The sequence below is a fragment of the Acaryochloris sp. CCMEE 5410 genome (assembly GCF_000238775.2).
Classification (GTDB): domain Bacteria; phylum Cyanobacteriota; class Cyanobacteriia; order Thermosynechococcales; family Thermosynechococcaceae; genus Acaryochloris.
On sequence record NZ_AFEJ02000001.1, the window covers coordinates 4,414,456 to 4,432,563 of the forward strand.

Annotated in this window: 13 protein-coding genes; 11 read left to right on the top strand and 2 right to left on the bottom strand. The window is 47.6% G+C overall.

What is annotated here, in order from left to right:
• Positions 1-49 precede the first annotated feature (49 nt).
• The 8 genes from ON05_RS20335 to ON05_RS20370 all read left to right on the top strand — a co-directional run bounded on the left by ON05_RS20335 (position 50) and on the right by ON05_RS20370 (position 9,450).
• Positions 50-1,072: a permease gene (locus ON05_RS20335; protein ID WP_010473491.1), complete on the top strand. Its 1,023-nt coding sequence runs from the start codon at positions 50-52 to the stop codon at positions 1,070-1,072.
• An 11-nt stretch (positions 1,073-1,083) separates the two neighbouring features.
• Positions 1,084-1,845 (top strand): TIGR03943 family putative permease subunit, encoded by a 762-nt coding sequence (locus ON05_RS20340; RefSeq protein ID WP_063710529.1) that lies wholly within the window; start codon positions 1,084-1,086, stop codon positions 1,843-1,845.
• A 492-nt stretch (positions 1,846-2,337) separates the two neighbouring features.
• Positions 2,338-3,558 carry a response regulator gene (locus ON05_RS20345; protein ID WP_010473489.1) on the top strand — a complete coding sequence of 407 codons (1,221 nt, stop codon included), beginning with the start codon at positions 2,338-2,340 and terminating at the stop codon, positions 3,556-3,558.
• 100 nt (positions 3,559-3,658) lie between these two features.
• Positions 3,659-5,284, top strand: coding sequence for a peptide chain release factor 3 (gene prfC / locus ON05_RS20350; protein WP_010473488.1), 1,626 nt, complete (start codon positions 3,659-3,661; stop codon positions 5,282-5,284).
• Positions 5,285-5,452: 168 nt separating this feature from the next.
• Positions 5,453-5,716: a helix-turn-helix transcriptional regulator gene (locus ON05_RS20355; protein ID WP_010473487.1), complete on the top strand. Its 264-nt coding sequence runs from the start codon at positions 5,453-5,455 to the stop codon at positions 5,714-5,716.
• Between the two features lie 44 nt (positions 5,717-5,760).
• Positions 5,761-6,051: a hypothetical protein gene (locus ON05_RS20360; RefSeq protein ID WP_010473485.1), complete on the top strand. Its 291-nt coding sequence runs from the start codon at positions 5,761-5,763 to the stop codon at positions 6,049-6,051.
• 66 nt (positions 6,052-6,117) lie between these two features.
• Positions 6,118-7,299 (top strand): AGE family epimerase/isomerase, encoded by a 1,182-nt coding sequence (locus ON05_RS20365; protein ID WP_010473484.1) that lies wholly within the window; start codon positions 6,118-6,120, stop codon positions 7,297-7,299.
• 285 nt (positions 7,300-7,584) lie between these two features.
• A complete protein-coding gene (locus tag ON05_RS20370) occupies positions 7,585-9,450 on the top strand; it encodes a sodium:proton antiporter (RefSeq protein WP_010473481.1) in 1,866 nt (621 codons plus the stop codon).
• A gap of 60 nt (positions 9,451-9,510) precedes the next feature.
• Here the strand turns inward: ON05_RS20370 and ON05_RS20375 are convergent, their stop codons facing one another.
• A complete protein-coding gene (locus ON05_RS20375; protein WP_010473479.1) occupies positions 9,511-10,629 on the bottom strand; it encodes a hypothetical protein in 1,119 nt (372 codons plus the stop codon).
• Between the two features lie 199 nt (positions 10,630-10,828).
• On the opposite strand from ON05_RS20375, the gene ON05_RS20380 reads away from it, so the two are divergent.
• The 3 genes from ON05_RS20380 to ON05_RS20390 all read left to right on the top strand — a co-directional run bounded on the left by ON05_RS20380 (position 10,829) and on the right by ON05_RS20390 (position 16,435).
• Positions 10,829-11,776, top strand: a complete 948-nt coding sequence (locus ON05_RS20380; protein WP_029315198.1) for a DUF3616 domain-containing protein — start codon at positions 10,829-10,831, stop codon at positions 11,774-11,776.
• A 45-nt stretch (positions 11,777-11,821) separates the two neighbouring features.
• Complete coding sequence (locus ON05_RS20385) at positions 11,822-15,532, top strand: hydantoinase B/oxoprolinase family protein (RefSeq protein ID WP_010473474.1); 3,711 nt, start codon at positions 11,822-11,824, stop codon at positions 15,530-15,532.
• Between the two features lie 240 nt (positions 15,533-15,772).
• The gene (locus tag ON05_RS20390; protein ID WP_236618958.1) at positions 15,773-16,435 is read left to right on the top strand and encodes a hypothetical protein; all 663 of its coding nucleotides are present in this window, start codon (positions 15,773-15,775) and stop codon (positions 16,433-16,435) included.
• A gap of 334 nt (positions 16,436-16,769) precedes the next feature.
• Here ON05_RS20390 and ON05_RS20395 read toward each other — a convergent pair whose 3' ends face one another.
• Positions 16,770-18,077 (bottom strand): hypothetical protein, encoded by a 1,308-nt coding sequence (locus ON05_RS20395; RefSeq protein ID WP_010473470.1) that lies wholly within the window; start codon positions 18,075-18,077, stop codon positions 16,770-16,772.
• Between the last annotated feature and the right edge of the window lie 31 nt (positions 18,078-18,108).

Sequence of the window (18,108 nt, forward strand, 5' to 3'; positions counted from 1 at the left end):
CTCCTAGCCGTTCATCCTGTTAGACACTCACTGTATAGGAAGCCTGCGAATGTCCCAATTGGGTAGTGGATTAACCCTATTTCTAAGCCTCATGGTTGAGGCCATGCCATTTTTGATTTTTGGTGTGTTGGTCTCGGGGGTGCTGCTGATTTTTATTGATGAGAAGCGGCTAATTGCCATGTTCCCCAAGAATCCATTGTTGGGTGCCCTCTCGGGCAGCCTATTTGGCTTTTTATTTCCTGTCTGTGAATGTGGCAATGTCCCCGTTGCTCGACGCTTATTGATTCAAGGGGCATCTGCTCCGGTGGCGATTGGCTTTTTGCTGGCAGCGCCAACCATTAATCCCGTGGTGATTTGGGCGACGTGGACCGCATTCCCAGATCAGCCTGAAATTGTGATTTTGCGAGTCGTGTTTTCTTTTGCGATCGCAACCATTATTGGTTGGGTATTTAGTTGGCAATCGGATCTCAAACCCTTCTTGCAGCCCAACATTGCGACCCTAATGCCTGTCCTATCCAGCGCATCTCCAGCAGAATCGACAGAGTCTTCAAGTTTTTTAAAATCTGGCACCTACTTCCTCGATCAACCCAGCAATCCCATTGCCTTAGAGGCCGCCAACTTGGATGCCGTTATGGCCATTGCTTCCCCTCAGCCCAAATCCCTATGGGACAAGCTGCCGCTCTTGTTAGACAACACCATCCAAGAATTACGAGAAATGGGGGGTGTCTTAGTGCTGGGCAGCCTGCTTGCAACCATTATTCAAGTATCGGTGCCCCGCAATATTATCCTCGCCATTGGTCAAGGCCCAGTGACTTCGGTGTTTGCCATGGTGATTTTAGGGGGGATCATCTCCATCTGTTCGACTGTAGATGCATTTTTTGCCCTTTCTTTTGCCTCTACCTTTACCAGTGGTGCTCTCCTCGCCTTTCTCGTCTTCGGTCCTATGTTTGACCTGAAAAGTATGGGCTTATTATTAATGGTCTTTAAACCCCGGGCTGTTTTTTACATCTTTGCCATGGTCTTTCAGCTCACCTTGGTGTTTACCCTGATCATTAATCTGTGGATTAGTTAGAGATAGGCTCTATGACAGCAAAACGTATACGCACTAGACTGCTCCCTTACCTATCCGAAGGATTGGCCACTTTGGCCCTCTGCCTATGGGGTATTTTAATTCTGCAATATTGGCAGTCTGGCAAACTGGGGCTACTCATTCATCCCAACTACTATGGCTTGACCCTGGCAGCAGGCTGTTTTTTGCTGATGTTAACGAGTCTTCAGGTCTTAAAGCTTTGGCGTCGGCGAGTTCCCATGCGGTCTCAGCACCTGTCTTTACTATCCCCTCCCGTGATGAGCGGAATTATGCTTGTTGCTGCCCTAATTGGATTACTAATTACCCCCCGTCCTTTCACCAGCCAAACAGCCATTCAGCGGGGCTTACAGGATAAAACGATGGTGACTCGGGTGAGCCCTCAAGCCTTCCGAACCACCAGCCAACCCGAGCGTCGGACATTATTGGAGTGGATTCGTACCCTGGATGTGTATCCAGAACCCGATGCCTATGCTGGGCAAAAGGTGAATGTGGATGGCTTTGTCGTTTATCCAGAAGACTTGTCCGATAACTACTTCACCTTGACGCGTTTTGTGATTAGTTGTTGTGCTGCAGATGCTTATCCTGTGGGTTTGCCAGTGAAGTTAGAGAAAAGCCGCCAAAACTACGCAGTGGATTCCTGGCTGGCGATACAAGGCGAAATGGCGACGGAGACCCTCAATGGTCAACGCCAACTTGTTATTCAAGCCCAGACCCTCAAATCTATCCCTGAACCAGATAATCCTTATTACTATTAGCGGTGGCTTCAACATGACTCCCTGTTTGTTGCGTAAAGCACAGATAGGGAACATATTTTATCGCTACAGTGGCCCATGAATGCTGTTAGTGCTTGGATCAACTTTTAGTTTGGCAACTCTTGTTTTGAGTTGGATAAAACCCCGTATTTCTACGGAGAATGAGTAATCTATAAGAGGATATTTTTCTCTTATAGAAGATTAATTAAAGATCTCTGATGTTACTTATAATTTATACACAGTAAGAGTTGTAACCATTTTAAAGAGAGTCTCACATGGGCTCTTTTTAACTTTGAAGTATGATCAGTGATAATACTGAGGTCATCTCGGGGCTTACTATGTTTGAGGGCATTAAGAAATTCTTTAGCCTTCAGCAGCATATGACCACCATTTCTAATGCTGTGTATTAGCCCAAAGCTTGGGTCTTCGACCTATAGCAGCATCTTCAACTTGCTTGAACATCAAGCAAGACTTAGTTATCGGGGGGAATGAAAGATGCTTCAAGCCAATTGTCTTCACTTAGGCAAAAAGAAAGCAATGACCGCTTTTGACACTGGAGTTAAAAAATCTACAGCTGAAACCCTGAGGGATCTTATTCATGCGTATCCTTCGGGTCGAGTGGTGATTCGAGATCCTAATGATCTGTCGATTGGATGGCGAGTATCTTTCAGTCAAGGTCGGGTAAATTTTGCCGAAAGCATTGTTGGCAATCAAGAGCGCTTATCTTACTTACTTCAGCGCTGCATGCCTCAGTTCGAAGGGTCTCGCCCTCAAGAACCTATTTCGGATTACTCTTTTCTCTGCCATCTGTGGCAAGCGGATTATATTTCCCATGATCAGCTCCGAGATTTGCTGATGGCCGTCACCCAAGAGGCTCTGATTCATGCTCTGGCTATTCCCCATGCTCAGTATCAATTTGAGGCCAATATTCAGATTGACCCTATTTTGCTATGTATGTCTTTGTGGGATTTGGTTTTACCTGTAGAGCAGACGATTAATCAATGGACACTGCTGAGCACTGAGATTCAATCTCCGTTTTCACGCCCCTATATTATCGATACTGATAAGTTTGCTGAGTATGCAGACTATGTTAGTGAGAGCCTCCCTCATCTAGACCATTTGACTCATGCCCTAGAGCAAGAACAGTCCTTGTATCAGTTGGCCCATACCTTGAGTGTCAAAGTGGGCGATTTGGCTATTTCACTTCATCCTCTGATCAAATTAGGAGCATTAGGGATGAACCCCTATCATCTGGGTGAGGTATTAACCCGGCCTCGGGTGGCCTGTATCAACCAGAGTAAGTTGACTCAGCGCTATGTGACTCAGGTCTTAGAGCCATCAGGCTATGATGTGATGCGTTTGAGCGATTCAATTCGAGCATTGCCTGCCTTGCTCAAGCGTCCACCCGTTCTGGCGTTAGTCGATGCAGAACTTCCCCATCTAGATGGCTATCAGCTTTGTCGGATGGTTCATCGGCGTGAATCTTTGCGGGAAATGCCCGTGATTATCATGGCTCCTAAACGAGGCATGTGTGATGTCATTCGGACACGACTCTCGGGGGCAATGGCTTGTTTAGGGAAACCATTTCATCATCAAGAGTTATTGGCATTAGTCCAGAAAGCAGCCGCCGCTTTACCGGTAGATCAACAACAACAGTTACACGCTTTGCCAGTATTAGAAGCTCAAGCAAACTCTAAAGCCTTGATCAAAGTCTAGCTGGGGTCGTCAATTCTGCTACTTTGACCGGATCGACAAGGGCTACCAGTTTCCTGACCTATAATAAAGTGTCTGAAAACTCCTCAATCTAGTCATCTGTATGCCCACTGAATTGCAAACTGAGTTGGCTGAGGCGGTAGAAGCTCGTCGCAACTTTGCGATTATTTCTCACCCTGATGCTGGTAAAACCACCTTGACGGAGAAACTACTGCTTTACGGAGGTGCCATCCATGAAGCAGGGGCGGTTAAGGCCAGACGGGCTCAACGTCATGCGACGTCTGATTGGATGGAAATGGAGCAACAGCGGGGAATTTCGATTACCTCGACGGTGTTGCAGTTTGCCTATCAGAACTGCCAAATTAATTTATTAGATACGCCGGGTCACCAAGATTTTAGTGAAGATACCTACCGCACTTTAGCCGCTGCTGATAATGCGGTGATGTTAGTGGATGCAGCTAAAGGCTTAGAGCCGCAAACCCGAAAATTGTTTGAGGTTTGCAAGTTACGGTCCCTGCCTATTTTTACCTTTATCAACAAGCTCGATCGACCTGGAAGAGAGCCCTTAGAACTACTTGACGAAATTGAGCAAGAGTTGGGACTGCAGACCTATGCTGTCAATTGGCCCATTGGCATGGGTGATCGCTTTCAAGGGGTGTTTGATCGACGCAGTCGTAAAATCCACCTCTTTCAGCGCAGCGATCATGGCAAGCGGGAGGCCATCGACACCCAAATTGATTTAGGCGATCCACAAATAGAGTCTTTGCTGGATCAGGAACTCTATTTTCAGCTTAAGGATGAGCTGGAACTGATTGAGGAATTAGGGTCTCCCTTAGATCTGGAGCAGGTTCATAACGGCCAGATGACCCCCATCTTTTTCGGCAGTGCCATGACCAACTTCGGGGTGGAACTCTTTCTGGAAGCCTTTTTGGACTATGCCCTGAAGCCAGGGGCCTATGAGAGTACCCAAGGCACCATTGAGCCGACCTATGAAGATTTCTCGGGATTTGTGTTTAAGCTCCAGGCCAATATGGATCCGAAACATCGCGATCGGGTCGCGTTTATCCGGGTGTGTTCGGGCAAGTTCGAGAAGGATATGACCGTAAGCCATGCCCGTACAGGCAAAACCATTCGCCTCTCTCGTCCCCAAAAGCTCTTTGCCCAGGGCCGTAATTCCCTAGAAGAAGCCTATCCCGGGGATATTATTGGTTTAAATAATCCAGGCGTTTTTGCCATTGGCGACACCATTTTTAAGGGAAAAAAACTGGCCTATGAAGGGATTCCTTGCTTTTCACCTGAATTGTTTGCCTACCTAAAAAATCCGAATCCCTCTAAATTCAAGCAATTCCAGAAAGGTGTTTCTGAGTTGCGGGAAGAAGGCGCAGTACAAATTATGTACTCTGAAGATGAAATTAAGCGTGACCCGATCTTAGCAGCGGTGGGGCAACTGCAATTTGAAGTGGTTCAATTCCGACTCCAAAATGAGTATGGTGTTGAAACTCGGTTGGAATTATTGCCCTATTCCGTTGCCCGGTGGGTCAAAGGGGGATGGTCGGCCTTAGAGTCCGTGGGGCGAATTTTTAATGCCATCACCGTCAAAGATAGCTGGGGGCGTCCTGTTTTACTGTTTAAGAATGAATGGAATTTGCACCAAATGCATGGTGATCACCCTGATTTGGAACTGAGTGCGATCGCACCTTTGGCTATTGATCAAAACAGGGTGAGTTAAGTAGTGCTGTTTCTACCAAAATCTATTCAGCACTGCTTCTATTCCTCTAAAACTTTTAATAAAGTTGTTGTTAAATATGACAATCTGTTCCAAACCTGCAGATTGTGAGGTTAATCCCTACAATGTGAAGATGAGAATGAGTATTTATGCAGGGGTACACGGCAGAGCATGAGTAGTGGCGAGCTGCAAGGAAATCATCAATTGTCTGAACGGGAGTTGCAAGTCATTGAACTAGTGGCTTCTGGCCTTAAAAATGAAGAAATTTCTCAGCGGCTAGATATTAGTAAGCGAACGGTCGACAACCACATTAGCAATATCCTCACTAAAACGGATACGGATAACCGCGTTGCTCTCGTTCGGTGGGCTTTGCAGTGGGGTAAAGTATGTCTCGATGACGTAAATTGTTGCACCTTACCTCAGGCGGAGCCATAAGAGATTTTGGTCTTACCCTGGTTGTTTTGAAAGACAGCATTACTGTGACCCATAAAGAGTACGATATCCAATGCCCCGGTTTGCCCTTAGCGATTTATCGCGAGATTGCTGCCCATTTACTGCAAGTAGAGGGTGTTGAAACTGAGCTATTGCCTCAAGAAGCCAAACATTTTGATTATTCCCTGAGCCAAATTGGTTGGTTAAGACTGCGCCATCCTCAAGATTTGCCGACCGCCGATCAATCGCGAATTGATCAAATTCTGAGCTTTTATGCCCAGCGTTATGGAGACTGGATTGCTCGATCCGATGCAGAATCGACTCCCAGCTCTACTTAAGCCGCTGGTCTTTAACGAGAAGTAACAACTCCACTGATAACCACTCATTGATCATCGGGAGAAGGGATGAACCTGACGTTTGCAGAACTGGCCTTACAGTACAAACAAGCGCTGTTAGATGATGTCCTCCCGTTTTGGCAAAACTATTCTTTAGATGAGCAGGAAGGGGGCTACTTTACTTGCTTAGATACCCAAGGCCAGGTCTACGATACGGATAAATTTATTTGGCTGCAAAACCGCCAAGTCTGGACCTTCTCTATGCTTTATAATCAGCTCTCTCCAGACCCTGACTGGCTAGAAGTGGCCCGATTGGGGGCTGATTTTCTGGCCAAAAAAGGACGAGATGCAGACGGTAACTGGTATTTTGCTTTGAATCGGGCCGGAGCACCTTTAGTGCAGCCCTACAATATCTTCTCAGATTGCTTTGCGGCGATGGCTTTTAGCCAATTTGCGATCGCGTCCCAGGAAGACGCCGCAAAAGCTGTGGCCCTCCAAGCCTATAACAATGTTCTCCGACGCCAACAAGATCCTAAAGGACGGTATAACAAACTCTATCCTGGGACACGTCCCTTAAAATCCCTTGCCGTTCCCATGATTTTGGCGAACTTAACCTTAGAAATGGCCCCCCTGCTCGATGCCACTCAGCTGGATCAGGTCTTGGATCAGACGGTGCAAGAGGTGATGACCGATTTTCTGGATGCAGAACGAGGCTTAGTATTTGAAGCCGTGGCTCCAGAGGGTGACCAGGTCGATTGCTTTGAAGGTCGATTAATTAATCCTGGCCATGGTATTGAGGCTATGTGGTTTTTGATGGATATTGGCCAACGTCGCTATGATACGGCGTTAATTGAGCGGGCCGTTGATGTGGTGCTGAATATCTTGGACTTTAGCTGGGATCAGGAGTATGGCGGCTTGTTCTACTTCCTAGATGCAGCAGGACATCCTCCCCAGCAATTGGAGTGGGACCAAAAATTATGGTGGGTTCATCTAGAAACGTTAGTGGCCTTGGTGATTGGGTACCGCTTGACCGGTCGAGAAGAATGCTGGCAATGGTATCAAAAGGTGCATGACTATAGCTGGTCTCATTTTGCCGATCCGGGTCGAGAATGGTTTGGCTATCTAAATCGAGCCGGACAAGTCCATTTGCAGCTTAAAGGTGGAAAGTGGAAGGGCTGCTTCCATGTACCTAGAGCTTTGTTCCTCTGCTGGCAACAGTTTGAAAAGCTGAGTGCCAAAGACTTGGCATGAATTTTAAGCTGGCAATTTTCGACTGTGATGGAGGGCTGATTGATAGTGAACTGCTGGCTAATCGTATAGATGTAGAGTGCTTACAGACGTTAGGAATTGAAAGTGACCTTGATGACTATATGACTGAGTGACCTGTACTCGAAAAAGTGGATGGTTGTTTGGTTTCCTAGTCAGCCACAAATATAAGACGGGGAATAGGAGAGCTATGGGTTTTGCTAAGATTAGTAAGCTCAACATGAATTCACCACCCTGGTAATGGCTCAACGGGCCTCAAGACGATAGGACATGGAAGGAAATTTAGAAATTACCCTGTTAATGGTGATCACTGTTGTGGCAGGGATTTCAGCCCAGGTGATTGCTGATTTTCTCAAAGTTCCCAGTATTGTTTTTCTGCTACTGTTTGGCATTGCCATGGGGCCGAGCGGTTTTGGGGTGCTCCACCCCAGCTTGCTAGGCAATGGTTTAGAGGTGATGGTCTCTCTCTGTGTGGCGCTTATCCTGTTTGAAGGAGGGCTGAACTTACAGCTGAGGGAGGTAGAAGAAGTTTCTACTAGCTTGCGCAATTTGGTGACGGTGGGAGCGTTGGTCACCTTGTTTGGTGGTGGTCTAGCAGCCCACTGGTTGAGCGAGTTCCCTTGGCAAATTGCTTTTCTCTATGCCTCTCTGGTGGTAGTGACGGGGCCAACAGTTGTGGCTCCCCTGCTGAAACAGGTGAATGCCGACCGACAGGTGTCGACCCTTTTGGAGGGGGAAGGCGTTCTGATTGATCCAGTCGGAGCAATTTTAGCGGTCGTCGTCCTCAATATTGTTCTGCAAGGGAATGCGGATCCGTTCACTATTGTCAGCGGCCTGCTGCTGCGTCTGGGGATTGGGGGCGTGATTGGAATTGGCGGAGGATGGCTACTGGGCCTGTTTCTCAAGCGGGCTCGATTCCTCTCGGAAGACTTAAAAAATTTATCGGTTTTAGCCGGTTTGTGGGGATTATTTGGCCTCTCCCAAGCCTTGATTAGCGAATCAGGCTTGATGACGGCAGTAGCGGCGGGCATCATGCTTAAAATTGCCGCGTTGCCAGAAGAGCGACTGCTGTTGCGATTTAAGAATCAACTCAGCATTCTGGCGATTTCAGTTTTATTTATTCTGCTATCTGCCGATTTGTCCATTGCCAGTATTTTTGCGTTGGGTTGGGGAGGAACGTTTACGGTTGCAGCATTAATGCTGATTGTGCGCCCTCTGAATATCCTGGTGTCGACCTGGTCCAGTGACCTGAATTGGCGGCAAAAAGCATTTTTATCTTGGGTGGCTCCTCGAGGAATTGTGGCGGCATCGGTGGCCTCCTTATTTGCTATTTCCCTGACCAAACAAGGGATCAATGGGGGTGATGCCATTAAAGCCCTCGTCTTCTTAACCATTATTTTGACGGTTTGTGTGCAGGGACTGTCTGCTCGATGGGTGGCTGGCTGGCTCAAGGTCCGCTCGGATGAAGCGAGAGGGGCTATGATTGTGGGCTGCAATCCGTTCGGCCGGACGGTTGCCCATCTGATCAAGAGCCGGGGCGAAGATGTGGTGATGATTGATGCCAATCCTGAATACTGTAAGCAGGCGAAAGCCGAGAATCTGACGGTGTATCGAACCAGTGCCCTGAATATGGATGCCCTGGATAATCTGGGTCTAGCTTCCATCGGCACCTTTTTAACGGCCACCAGTAATTCTGAGGTCAACTCGGTACTAGCCCAGCGGGTAATGGAAGAATTTCGACCCCCGCGAGTATTAGCCGTCTATCCCGATCAGTCGCCAGAAACGGAAGTGGCTGAACCGGCGGAAAAATTGGCAAGCCCAGAGGTGAAGCGAGCCTTCTCTTCTCAGCTTTCGATTAAAGAATGGAATCAGTACCTCAGCACCAATGAAGTCAAAATTACCGATACGGTCTTGGATATCGATGAGCATAAGTTTAAGCGGCAGCGAGATCATCTGCAGGCTTTGATTAGTGCTGGAACCGTTATTCCGCTGCTTGTTCAGCGCCAAGACCAATTGCGTATTGCCAAGGCGGATGAAGAGTGGCAACCTTGCGATCGCATCACCTACGGTCTCCATATCCCTAAGCCCAAATTTGGACTTGCTATCCCCAACGAAACCATGCAGGTTTCTTCATAAGGTACCTTGGCTGTCCTTATAGCTCTGTGTACCAAGAGCGGGTTTGTTGTTCTTGAATCCTCAAGATTTGGCTAAGTCGCTACAGGTAGAAATGGCACTGTCTAAGATTATTGCCAATCGCTGCATATCCTCAGTCGTGTACCTAAAATCACAGGGAATGGACAACATGGTGGATGAAAATTCGAGTCCTTGACTATCCTTGAGATCGGTTGGTAGATCCCAAAAAATTGCTGGGTAAACGTGTTCTTGGATTAACGCACTGCGAATACTCTCTCTTTGCGCTCTGTCCTTAAATCGAAACACAATTGAAAAAGGGTAGCAGCTCTGTTTTAACTGACCTTGCTCGATATAGGCTTTAACTGAATCGGAAGCAAGTTCATTGAAGGTTTGAAAATTGTCCAAACGACGTTGACTGAGTTGAGTAATCGAGAGAATGGATAAAAAATATCGGGAGAGTTCTGAAATGCCTGAAATGCCGCATTCGCCACCAATTTCTTCTTCTCCAACAATAGCTTTCTCTCTAAAATCTGCTTTATTGATAGAGCCACCATTGAGATAAATCTGCTTTAAGAGCATGCCACTCAACTTATTTTGAACCGCCGAGAGATGGCTGACTGTCAGTTCAGGCTCATCAGGTAGCGCTTCGCCGATGGGTGACCATAAAATGGCTCCATCGGGGAGAGGATAAACTTTCCTTAAAGTCGTTAAGCAATAGGTCGCTTGACTGTTTTGTGCCCATGGCCCGATTGGATCATGGCAATGATCTTCGATAATGTCGCAACCGGTATCCGTTGGGGAAAGAATGGCTTCGGTGCCTCTCCAACCAAAATAATTGAGTCGAAACAGCACATCAGAAGAAGTAAGAGTCTCTTCTGGTAAACCGGGAGACTTGAGCAAAGGATTATCCTGGTAATACTCAACCGTCAGACTACTATCTGCGATAGCTGCAATCACATCCGAAATTAAATAAGTGGGCACCCATACTCTCTGCCAACCGCGTGTATCTTTGCCGTAATTGAGAATCGTTCGAATCGTGGAGCATCCTGTACCATGTAGCTTGGCATGGGGCAGAATCTCATGGATCGTTTCGCCTTGGCATAAAGCCTTTAATTCTAGGGTGGATTGCCAGTGTAGTTCACTACCGTATTCCCATCGGCTTTGATGATTCTTATTACTCATAATCTCAGAATGTATAGGGCACTGGAGGGAACTACTGAGCCATTCGTGATGTTATTGATAACTACATTTCAATGAGTTGAGCTTCTGATCGCAGATGTAAGCGGTTAACAGAGGCTAGAAAGTTGGGCGTCTTCTGATCTTTACCCAGTTTGATCAATGGATATGTGAATAATGAACAATATATTTTTCTTTTGGGGGAATGATGGCGAGTCTTAGAAAAATAGAAGAAATAAGTTTTCTCGGTGAAATACATGAAACAGAAGATATTAGTGCCATTGCATATTTTGAAGACTATATTTTTGTAGGATCAGATGAAAGCCAAAATATCATTAGTCTTCTGAAGAAAGATGGGCAAGACTTCAAATTAATTAAGGACGTGCCGCTAGAGCTCGATGATGAGAAGGAAGAGATAGATATTGAAGGAATGTCCATTACTACAGATGGAAAATTGTGTGTCATTGGCTCTCACTCATCTAAGCGGAAAAGAATAAAAGCCACTAAAACCTATGCTGAAAATCGTCAACGTCTGGAAACAGTCGTTGTAGAAACGAAGAAAAATACAATCTTCCAACTCAAGTTGGATGGTAATACTGGGCAAGTTTTAGAACGAGAATCTAACACCCAATTGAAAGGTGTATTAGAGAAAAATACGATTCTGAGTCGCTTTCTCAATATCCCTAGTAAAGAGAACGGGATTGATATTGAAGGATTAGCTGCTGATAATAAATACCTTTATATTGGGTTCCGAGGCCCCGTCTTACGCGGTAACTTTGTGCCTGTGATGGTCACGACGTTTGATGATTTACTGGACTATGAATTACGATTCGTGCAACTAGCGGGGAATGGGATTCGGGACATAACGAGGGTGCAGGATGGCTTTTTGCTGATCGCAGGCCCGGTTGGAGATGGGCTGGGGCCTTATCAACTCTATTTTTGGAATGGTGAAGATACGATTCCTGGAGAAGATCGGCCAGACACATCAGAGTATTGTCGATTGATTGGTGAGATTCCCCGGCCTTCGGACTATCCAGAGGCGAAGGCAGAAGGTCTGACGATCCTTGAAGATCAGGGTAAGGAAATGACTGCCATGATGGTTTATGACGGTGTCCCTCAAGGAGCCCCGACCATTTTTACGATTGAACTTTGACGCTCAAATAGAAGAGGCTGAGAGTAAGCAATAATCGTGGAATGCATGAGCAATACAGAATTAAAAAAATGGCAATTCTGGATTGATCGGGGAGGGACCTTTACCGATATTGTGGCCCAAACACCTAATGGCTCCATCGTGCTGCATAAACTCCTCTCAGAAAATCCAGATCGCTATCCTGACGCACCGCTGCAAGGAATTCGAGATCTGATGGGTATTGATACGGACCAGCCCATCCCTGCTAACCAAATTGCTGTGGTCAAGATGGGAACGACAGTGGCCACAAATGCTCTATTGGAACGGAAAGGCGATCGCACCCTCTTGATCACCACCCAAGGTTTCCGCGATGGCCTGCGGATTGGCTATCAGAATCGACCTGATATTTTTGCGCGTCAGATTCAGCTCCCGGAAATGCTTTATGAACAGGTGCTGGAAGTGGATGAGCGAGTCACGGCAGAGGGAGAGGTGTGGCGACCGATTACCCCAGCGGTTGCAAGCCAAGTTCGAGAAGGGTTGCAAGGGGCTTATGATCTGGGGATTCGAAGTTGTGCGATCGCATTTCTGCATGGTTACCGATATCCCGCCCATGAGCAGCAGGTGGCGGCTTTGGCAAAGCAGATGGGATTTATCCAAATCTCGATGTCCCATGGGGTTAGCCCCTTGATTAAATGGGTGAGCAGAGGCGATACCACCGTTGTTGATGCCTATCTCTCTCCCATTCTGCGGCGATATGTAGACCGGATTGAACAGGAACTGAGACCGACCGACTGCAATGCCGAATCCCAGCCCCAGCTTTTATTTATGCAATCAAATGGGGGGCTGACCCCCGCCCGGTTTTTCCAGGGGAAAGACAGTATTTTGTCGGGGCCAGCAGGAGGGATTGTGGGGGCCGTACAAACCTGTCTAGCCGCAGGGTTTCAGAAGCTGATTACCTTTGATATGGGCGGCACGTCTACTGATGTCGCCCACTTTAATGGCGAAAGAGACGGCACCTATGAGCGAGTTTTAGAAACTGAAGTCGCTGGCGTCCGATTACGGGCACCAATGATGGCCATTCATACCGTAGCGGCAGGTGGCGGCTCGATTCTCAATTTTGATGGTTCACGCTACCAAGTGGGACCAGAATCAGCAGGGGCCTATCCAGGACCCACCTGTTATCGTCATGGCGGTCCCCTAACGGTGACGGACTGCAACGTGATGGTGGGTAAAATTCAACCTCAGTTTTTTCCCCAGGTCTTTGGGGCTGAGGGGAATCAACCCTTGGATTTAGAGATTGTTCAACAGGGATTTGCTGCTCTCTCAGACGAGATTGTGACCGCGACGGGAGATCAACGGAGTGCAGCTCAAGTCGCAGAGGGATTCTTGGCCATTGCCATCGACAATATGGCCAATGCCATCAAAAAGATCTCGGTACAGCGGGGCTATGACGTCAGTGGCTATGCTCTCTGCTGTTTTGGTGCAGCTGGGGGACAACATGCCTGTCGGTTAGCAGAATCTTTGGGGATGAAAACGATTCTGATTCATCCCTATGCAGGAGTCCTATCGGCTTACGGCATGGGATTAGCGGATCGGCGAGTGCTGAAGGAGCAATCCTTAGAAATTGCCTTGACTGTGGATGGCATGATCCGGTTGACCTCAGAGATTCAGAGCTTAGGGAAAGCCGCACTCACGGAGCTAAAACAGCAGGGGGCTAGCGATATTCAGATCTTTGAGGTGGTGAAACAAGTCCATCTCCGCTACGAAGGTACCGACTCTGCTTTGATCGTGACCTTCGGTTCTTTAACGGAGATGCAAAACCAGTTTGAGCAGCAGTATCAACAGCGATTTGGCCTGATTCAACCCAATACAGGACTGGTAGTGGCGACGATTATTGCTGAGGCCGTGGGTCAAACAGCGACTCTCGATCAGGCCAAAGTGTCTCAGCCTGTAACCACCTTACTGACACAGATAGCCAACATTTCGCTCTTCTCAGACGACCAGTGGTGGGATACCCCCGTTTTTCAACGCCAAGAATTGTCAGCAGGAACGACTGTCCAGGGTCCTGCCGTGATCTTGGAGCAAACCGGAACCAATGTGATTGAGCCAGGGTGGTCTGCCAGTGTCACAGAAACGGGGGTGTTGATTGTCCAACATCAGGTTAAACAGCCCCAACAATCGGATACTCAGGCCGAGTCTTTAGCCCTGTCGACTTCTGCTGCCCCCGATCCGGTGCGCCTAGAGATTTTTAGTAATCTATTTCAATCTATCGCCGAGCAGATGGGATTTACGCTTCAAAATACAAGTTCCTCGGTGAATATCAAAGAACGCCTTGATTTCTCTTGCGCCATCTTTGACCGCCAGGGCTATCTTATTGCGAATGCCCCTCATATTCCGGTGCATCTGGGGTCGATGGGAGAGAGTGTCCAGGCATTAATTGCTGATCAGCCGGAACCCTTCCAGCCGGGAGATGTATTTGTTTCCAATAATCCCTATAACGGCGGTACCCATCTGCCCGATGTTACGGCCATTACCCCTGTGTTTGTGGAGGGGCAGCCCCTGTTTTTTGTGGCGTCACGGGGCCATCATGCCGATATTGGTGGGATTACACCTGGATCGATGCCACCCCACAGCACCCATCTCGATCAAGAGGGCGTGTTACTGGACAACTTTAAGCTGGTGGATCAGGGCGTCTTGCAGGAGAAAGAGCTGCGCGATCGCATCTCCGAATCCCCCTATCCTGCTCGCAACCCTGACCAAAATCTGGCTGACTTGCAAGCCCAAATTGCCGCCAATACCAAGGGGGCACAGGAGCTACACCGGATGGTGGATCAGTTTGGTTTGAGTACCGTCCAGGCCTATATGCAGTATGTTCAAGACAATGCAGAACAAGCGGTCCGCCGCGTGATTGCCTACCTTTGTGGCCACGCTGGCGACAGTCTGGTGTCCACCTATCAGGTGCCGATGGATTGCGGGGCAACGATTCAAGTCCAGGTCACCCTTAATCCTGACAACGATAGTGCCATCATTGACTTTGCAGGTACCTCTCCCCAACAGCCCAATAACTTCAATGCTCCCCTCGCGGTCTGCAAAGCAGCGGTTCTCTATGTCTTTCGCACCTTGGTGAATACTCCCATTCCCCTAAATGCAGGTTGCTTAAAGCCTTTAGAGATTCGTGTCCCCCCAGGCTGTTTACTCAATCCCACCTACCCAGCCGCCGTGGTGGCCGGTAATGTAGAGACCTCCCAAGCTGTGACCGATGTGTTGTATGCAGCGCTTAAGGTTCTAGCTGCTTCTCAGGGGACCATGAATAACTTCACCTTTGGCAATCAGCAATATCAGTACTACGAAACGATTTGTGGTGGTTCGGGTGCTGGTCCTGGGTTTGCGGGTACCGATGCGGTGCAAACCCATATGACCAATTCCCGACTGACAGATCCAGAGGTTTTAGAACTGCGCTTTCCGGTGTTGGTGGAGGAATTTTCGATTCGTCCTGAAAGTGGCGGGAAGGGCCAGTATGACGGGGGCAATGGTGTGATCCGACGGATTCAGTTTCGAGAGGCAATGACAGCCAATATTTTGTCTGGTCGCCGACAGGTTAAGCCCTTTGGTCTAGCGGGGGGAGAGTCGGGTCAAACCGGCCAGACCCAAGTGATTCGGGCGGATGGCAGCACCACAGACCTCGCAGCAACAGATACGATAGAAGTGGATACGGGGGATGCGATCGCAATCTTCACCCCAGGCGGTGGTGGCTATGGTTTTTCAACAACCGCAACCTAGCGTCGCCGTTTTCTATCTTTTACGAATGGGTAGAAATGCGCTTGCAGAACAGTTATAACCCAGATTGTTTTTCGAATAATAATGTATTCACAAGACCCACAAATTTCCTCAGAATGAGGGAAGCAAATGGGCTATTCTAATACGATGTAAACAAAATTGTAATATTTGCGACATTAAATTCAATGTATTGAAAAATCTCATTATCTAATATGAGAAATTTCGGCGTTTAAATCTAGGAGTATGGTGCAACTTAGAGAAGAATTTTTTAATATTGACTCTGAGCTTTATACTATCTATCTTTCTAATCATCGAACAGCAGAATTACCGCCGCTGCCTAGCTTTTACGATATTCCCCAACAAAGCAGAGGGGCAAACCCAGCTGCTGACGAGTTTCAAGAGCTGATCCCTCCTCAGACCATTGCTTATGAACGGCTCAAAGGCATGACGATTGCGAGTCAAGCAATTTGCCTCTATGTTGCCTGTGATGAAATCGACTTTCCTCTACGACTAGAGCTGTGGGATTCACCACCAGAGGATCTAGATGAGCAGAATTTGAATTTATCGAACTGGTTTTATATTGCCGAAGTGAGTTTTGATTTATCGAATGGAGAGCTTTATCTTCATGGACTGATGGATCACGATGTCGCCAAACCGATCTATATTGCGCCAGATATGTATCGTTTGCGGTTTTATTTGGGATCTTTGGATGCTCTGGATGAGAGCTATACCTTAGAGCATTGGCCCATGATAGAAGATGAAGATGAGCTAGCGGATGAAGATGACTTAGAAGAGTTAGGTCCTCGTATATATGACCCAGAGCGGAATGTCTGGTGCCGCTTAGTGTTGTGGCCCAATCCATATCGTCCTCCGAAAGATATCTTGTCATCCCTTGCATCGGATTAAGTGGCATTAACAGGGCATGGAGAAAGATTAGGAATATGACCAACTATCGATATTTTGGCATCTCGATTTGATTCGTAAAGTGACGTATTAACGTTTGGTTTGTGCAAGGTCTTTGAGCTGATGCTCCGGCTTAATTTTGGACTTGCAAAATCACGCTGCAGCTTTGGCCTATATGCAATCAAATTCTGCTTTATTTTGAGTTGTGACGGTATTAACCGGGCGATAAAAAGGTTCATAGAAAATGGTAGCTGTAGGCAAAATACCCACAGCTACAGCCATCAATTGATCAAGATTGGTGAAGAATCATCTGAGAGGATGACGTTCACCTCCCTGATTAAGACTTGAATCCGCCTGGCGATTGTTGAGGAATAGGGCAATAAATGGAATAAGGTTTCCAAGGAGTTTTACCGGAAACTCGTTGACCATCCATTACAAATGACCAATGGGCGCGACTTTTACCTGACACCCTGAGGCGCTTGCCGCGCTTCGGTAATTGGACAATTTGCTGAGTCGTCCCTGGCCCACCTGTTCTGCGCTTTAGGGTGATGGTTTTGGGGGTTTTACCGGCCAGCATGAGGGTTTGCTTAGGGCTGAGTGCCCCATTCTCGCCTTCAAATTGATAGGTGAGTTTGGCTGGATACTGGGATCTAATCCGTGCTTTAAGATCCATCGTGCCCTTACAAGCCTTACCCTGGCGAGGATGCTTCACTTGCTGGAGGACGGTTGACACCATACTTTTATCGACTTTGATGTCGTAGGCCACCACTAAATCACCGTTGGGCTTGAACCTGACGGGTCGTACATTAGCGAATCCAGCAAAGGCATTTAATTGGCTGATGGCATGGGTCGTGCGTTGTTGCATCGTTGCCTGCCGTTGAGGATCTTGGAATGCATGGTAGATGGCATCGCCCAGTTTGCGTTTGCCATAGTTCTCGATGGCGTCTTCAATCTTGTTAAACCAACCGAGAACGCCTTGGATTTGTAAATCGCCGCCAATTTTGACATTGCTCCGCTGAGGCACCGTGAGGACAATCCCGCTGTTGCGAACCACAGGTTTGAGAGCGATTTGGACCTTGGCATGATTAAAATCACCATCAGGGGCAGGGCGATCATTACCACTGGGTTTGCACTGGGTATATTTCCCTTTGTTTTTGCCCACGGCTTTTTTCCAGCGGCACAGTCCTTTAATCTCGCGATCGCGACTTTCAAAGAACGCGCGGAACACATAGCGGTTATTTTCGTGACGCAGCGTTACCGCTTCTGTGTTGACGTTATTGATGTAGTAATACCAACGTATATGACCTTTTTCCCGTCGACCTGTCCAATGCTGGAGTGAAATAGGCTGTTTTCTGCCCATAAATTGGAAATAGGAATCATTGGGTTTATACCAATCGTCTTTGAGGTAGCGACCATAGCCATTCAGATCCACGTTGTTGAGACGAATTTTGGCGTCTGTCAAGGTGCCGTTCATTATTTGGGCAACCCTTGATGCTGGGATGGTTTTTTGACCAGAAAGAGCAGCAGCAGGTGAAGGGACTAGACTTGTAAGAAGCATGGCTCCCAAGGTTGCGCTGGTTGCGCTTCGCAGTACCTGGGCTACTTTAGAGGGCTGAAACTTGGTGGCGGTTAGTTGGTGTTGCATAACAGTTCCCTAAGTTGATTGGATGGTGGTT

Bases quoted from the DNA above. Each gene is read 5' to 3' on its own strand.
- ON05_RS20335 (WP_010473491.1), top strand. From the start codon at position 50: ATGTCCCAATTGGGTAGTGGATTAACCCTATTTCTAAGCCTCATGGTT.
- ON05_RS20340 (WP_063710529.1), top strand. From the start codon at position 1,084: ATGACAGCAAAACGTATACGCACTAGACTGCTCCCTTACCTATCCGAA.
- ON05_RS20345 (WP_010473489.1), top strand. From the start codon at position 2,338: ATGCTTCAAGCCAATTGTCTTCACTTAGGCAAAAAGAAAGCAATGACC.
- prfC (WP_010473488.1), top strand. From the start codon at position 3,659: ATGCCCACTGAATTGCAAACTGAGTTGGCTGAGGCGGTAGAAGCTCGT.
- ON05_RS20355 (WP_010473487.1), top strand. From the start codon at position 5,453: ATGAGTAGTGGCGAGCTGCAAGGAAATCATCAATTGTCTGAACGGGAG.
- ON05_RS20365 (WP_010473484.1), top strand. From the start codon at position 6,118: ATGAACCTGACGTTTGCAGAACTGGCCTTACAGTACAAACAAGCGCTG.
- ON05_RS20370 (WP_010473481.1), top strand. From the start codon at position 7,585: ATGGAAGGAAATTTAGAAATTACCCTGTTAATGGTGATCACTGTTGTG.
- ON05_RS20375 (WP_010473479.1), bottom strand. From the start codon at position 10,629: ATGAGTAATAAGAATCATCAAAGCCGATGGGAATACGGTAGTGAACTA.
- ON05_RS20380 (WP_029315198.1), top strand. From the start codon at position 10,829: ATGATGGCGAGTCTTAGAAAAATAGAAGAAATAAGTTTTCTCGGTGAA.
- ON05_RS20385 (WP_010473474.1), top strand. From the start codon at position 11,822: ATGAGCAATACAGAATTAAAAAAATGGCAATTCTGGATTGATCGGGGA.
- ON05_RS20390 (WP_236618958.1), top strand. From the start codon at position 15,773: ATGGTGCAACTTAGAGAAGAATTTTTTAATATTGACTCTGAGCTTTAT.
- ON05_RS20395 (WP_010473470.1), bottom strand. From the start codon at position 18,077: ATGCAACACCAACTAACCGCCACCAAGTTTCAGCCCTCTAAAGTAGCC.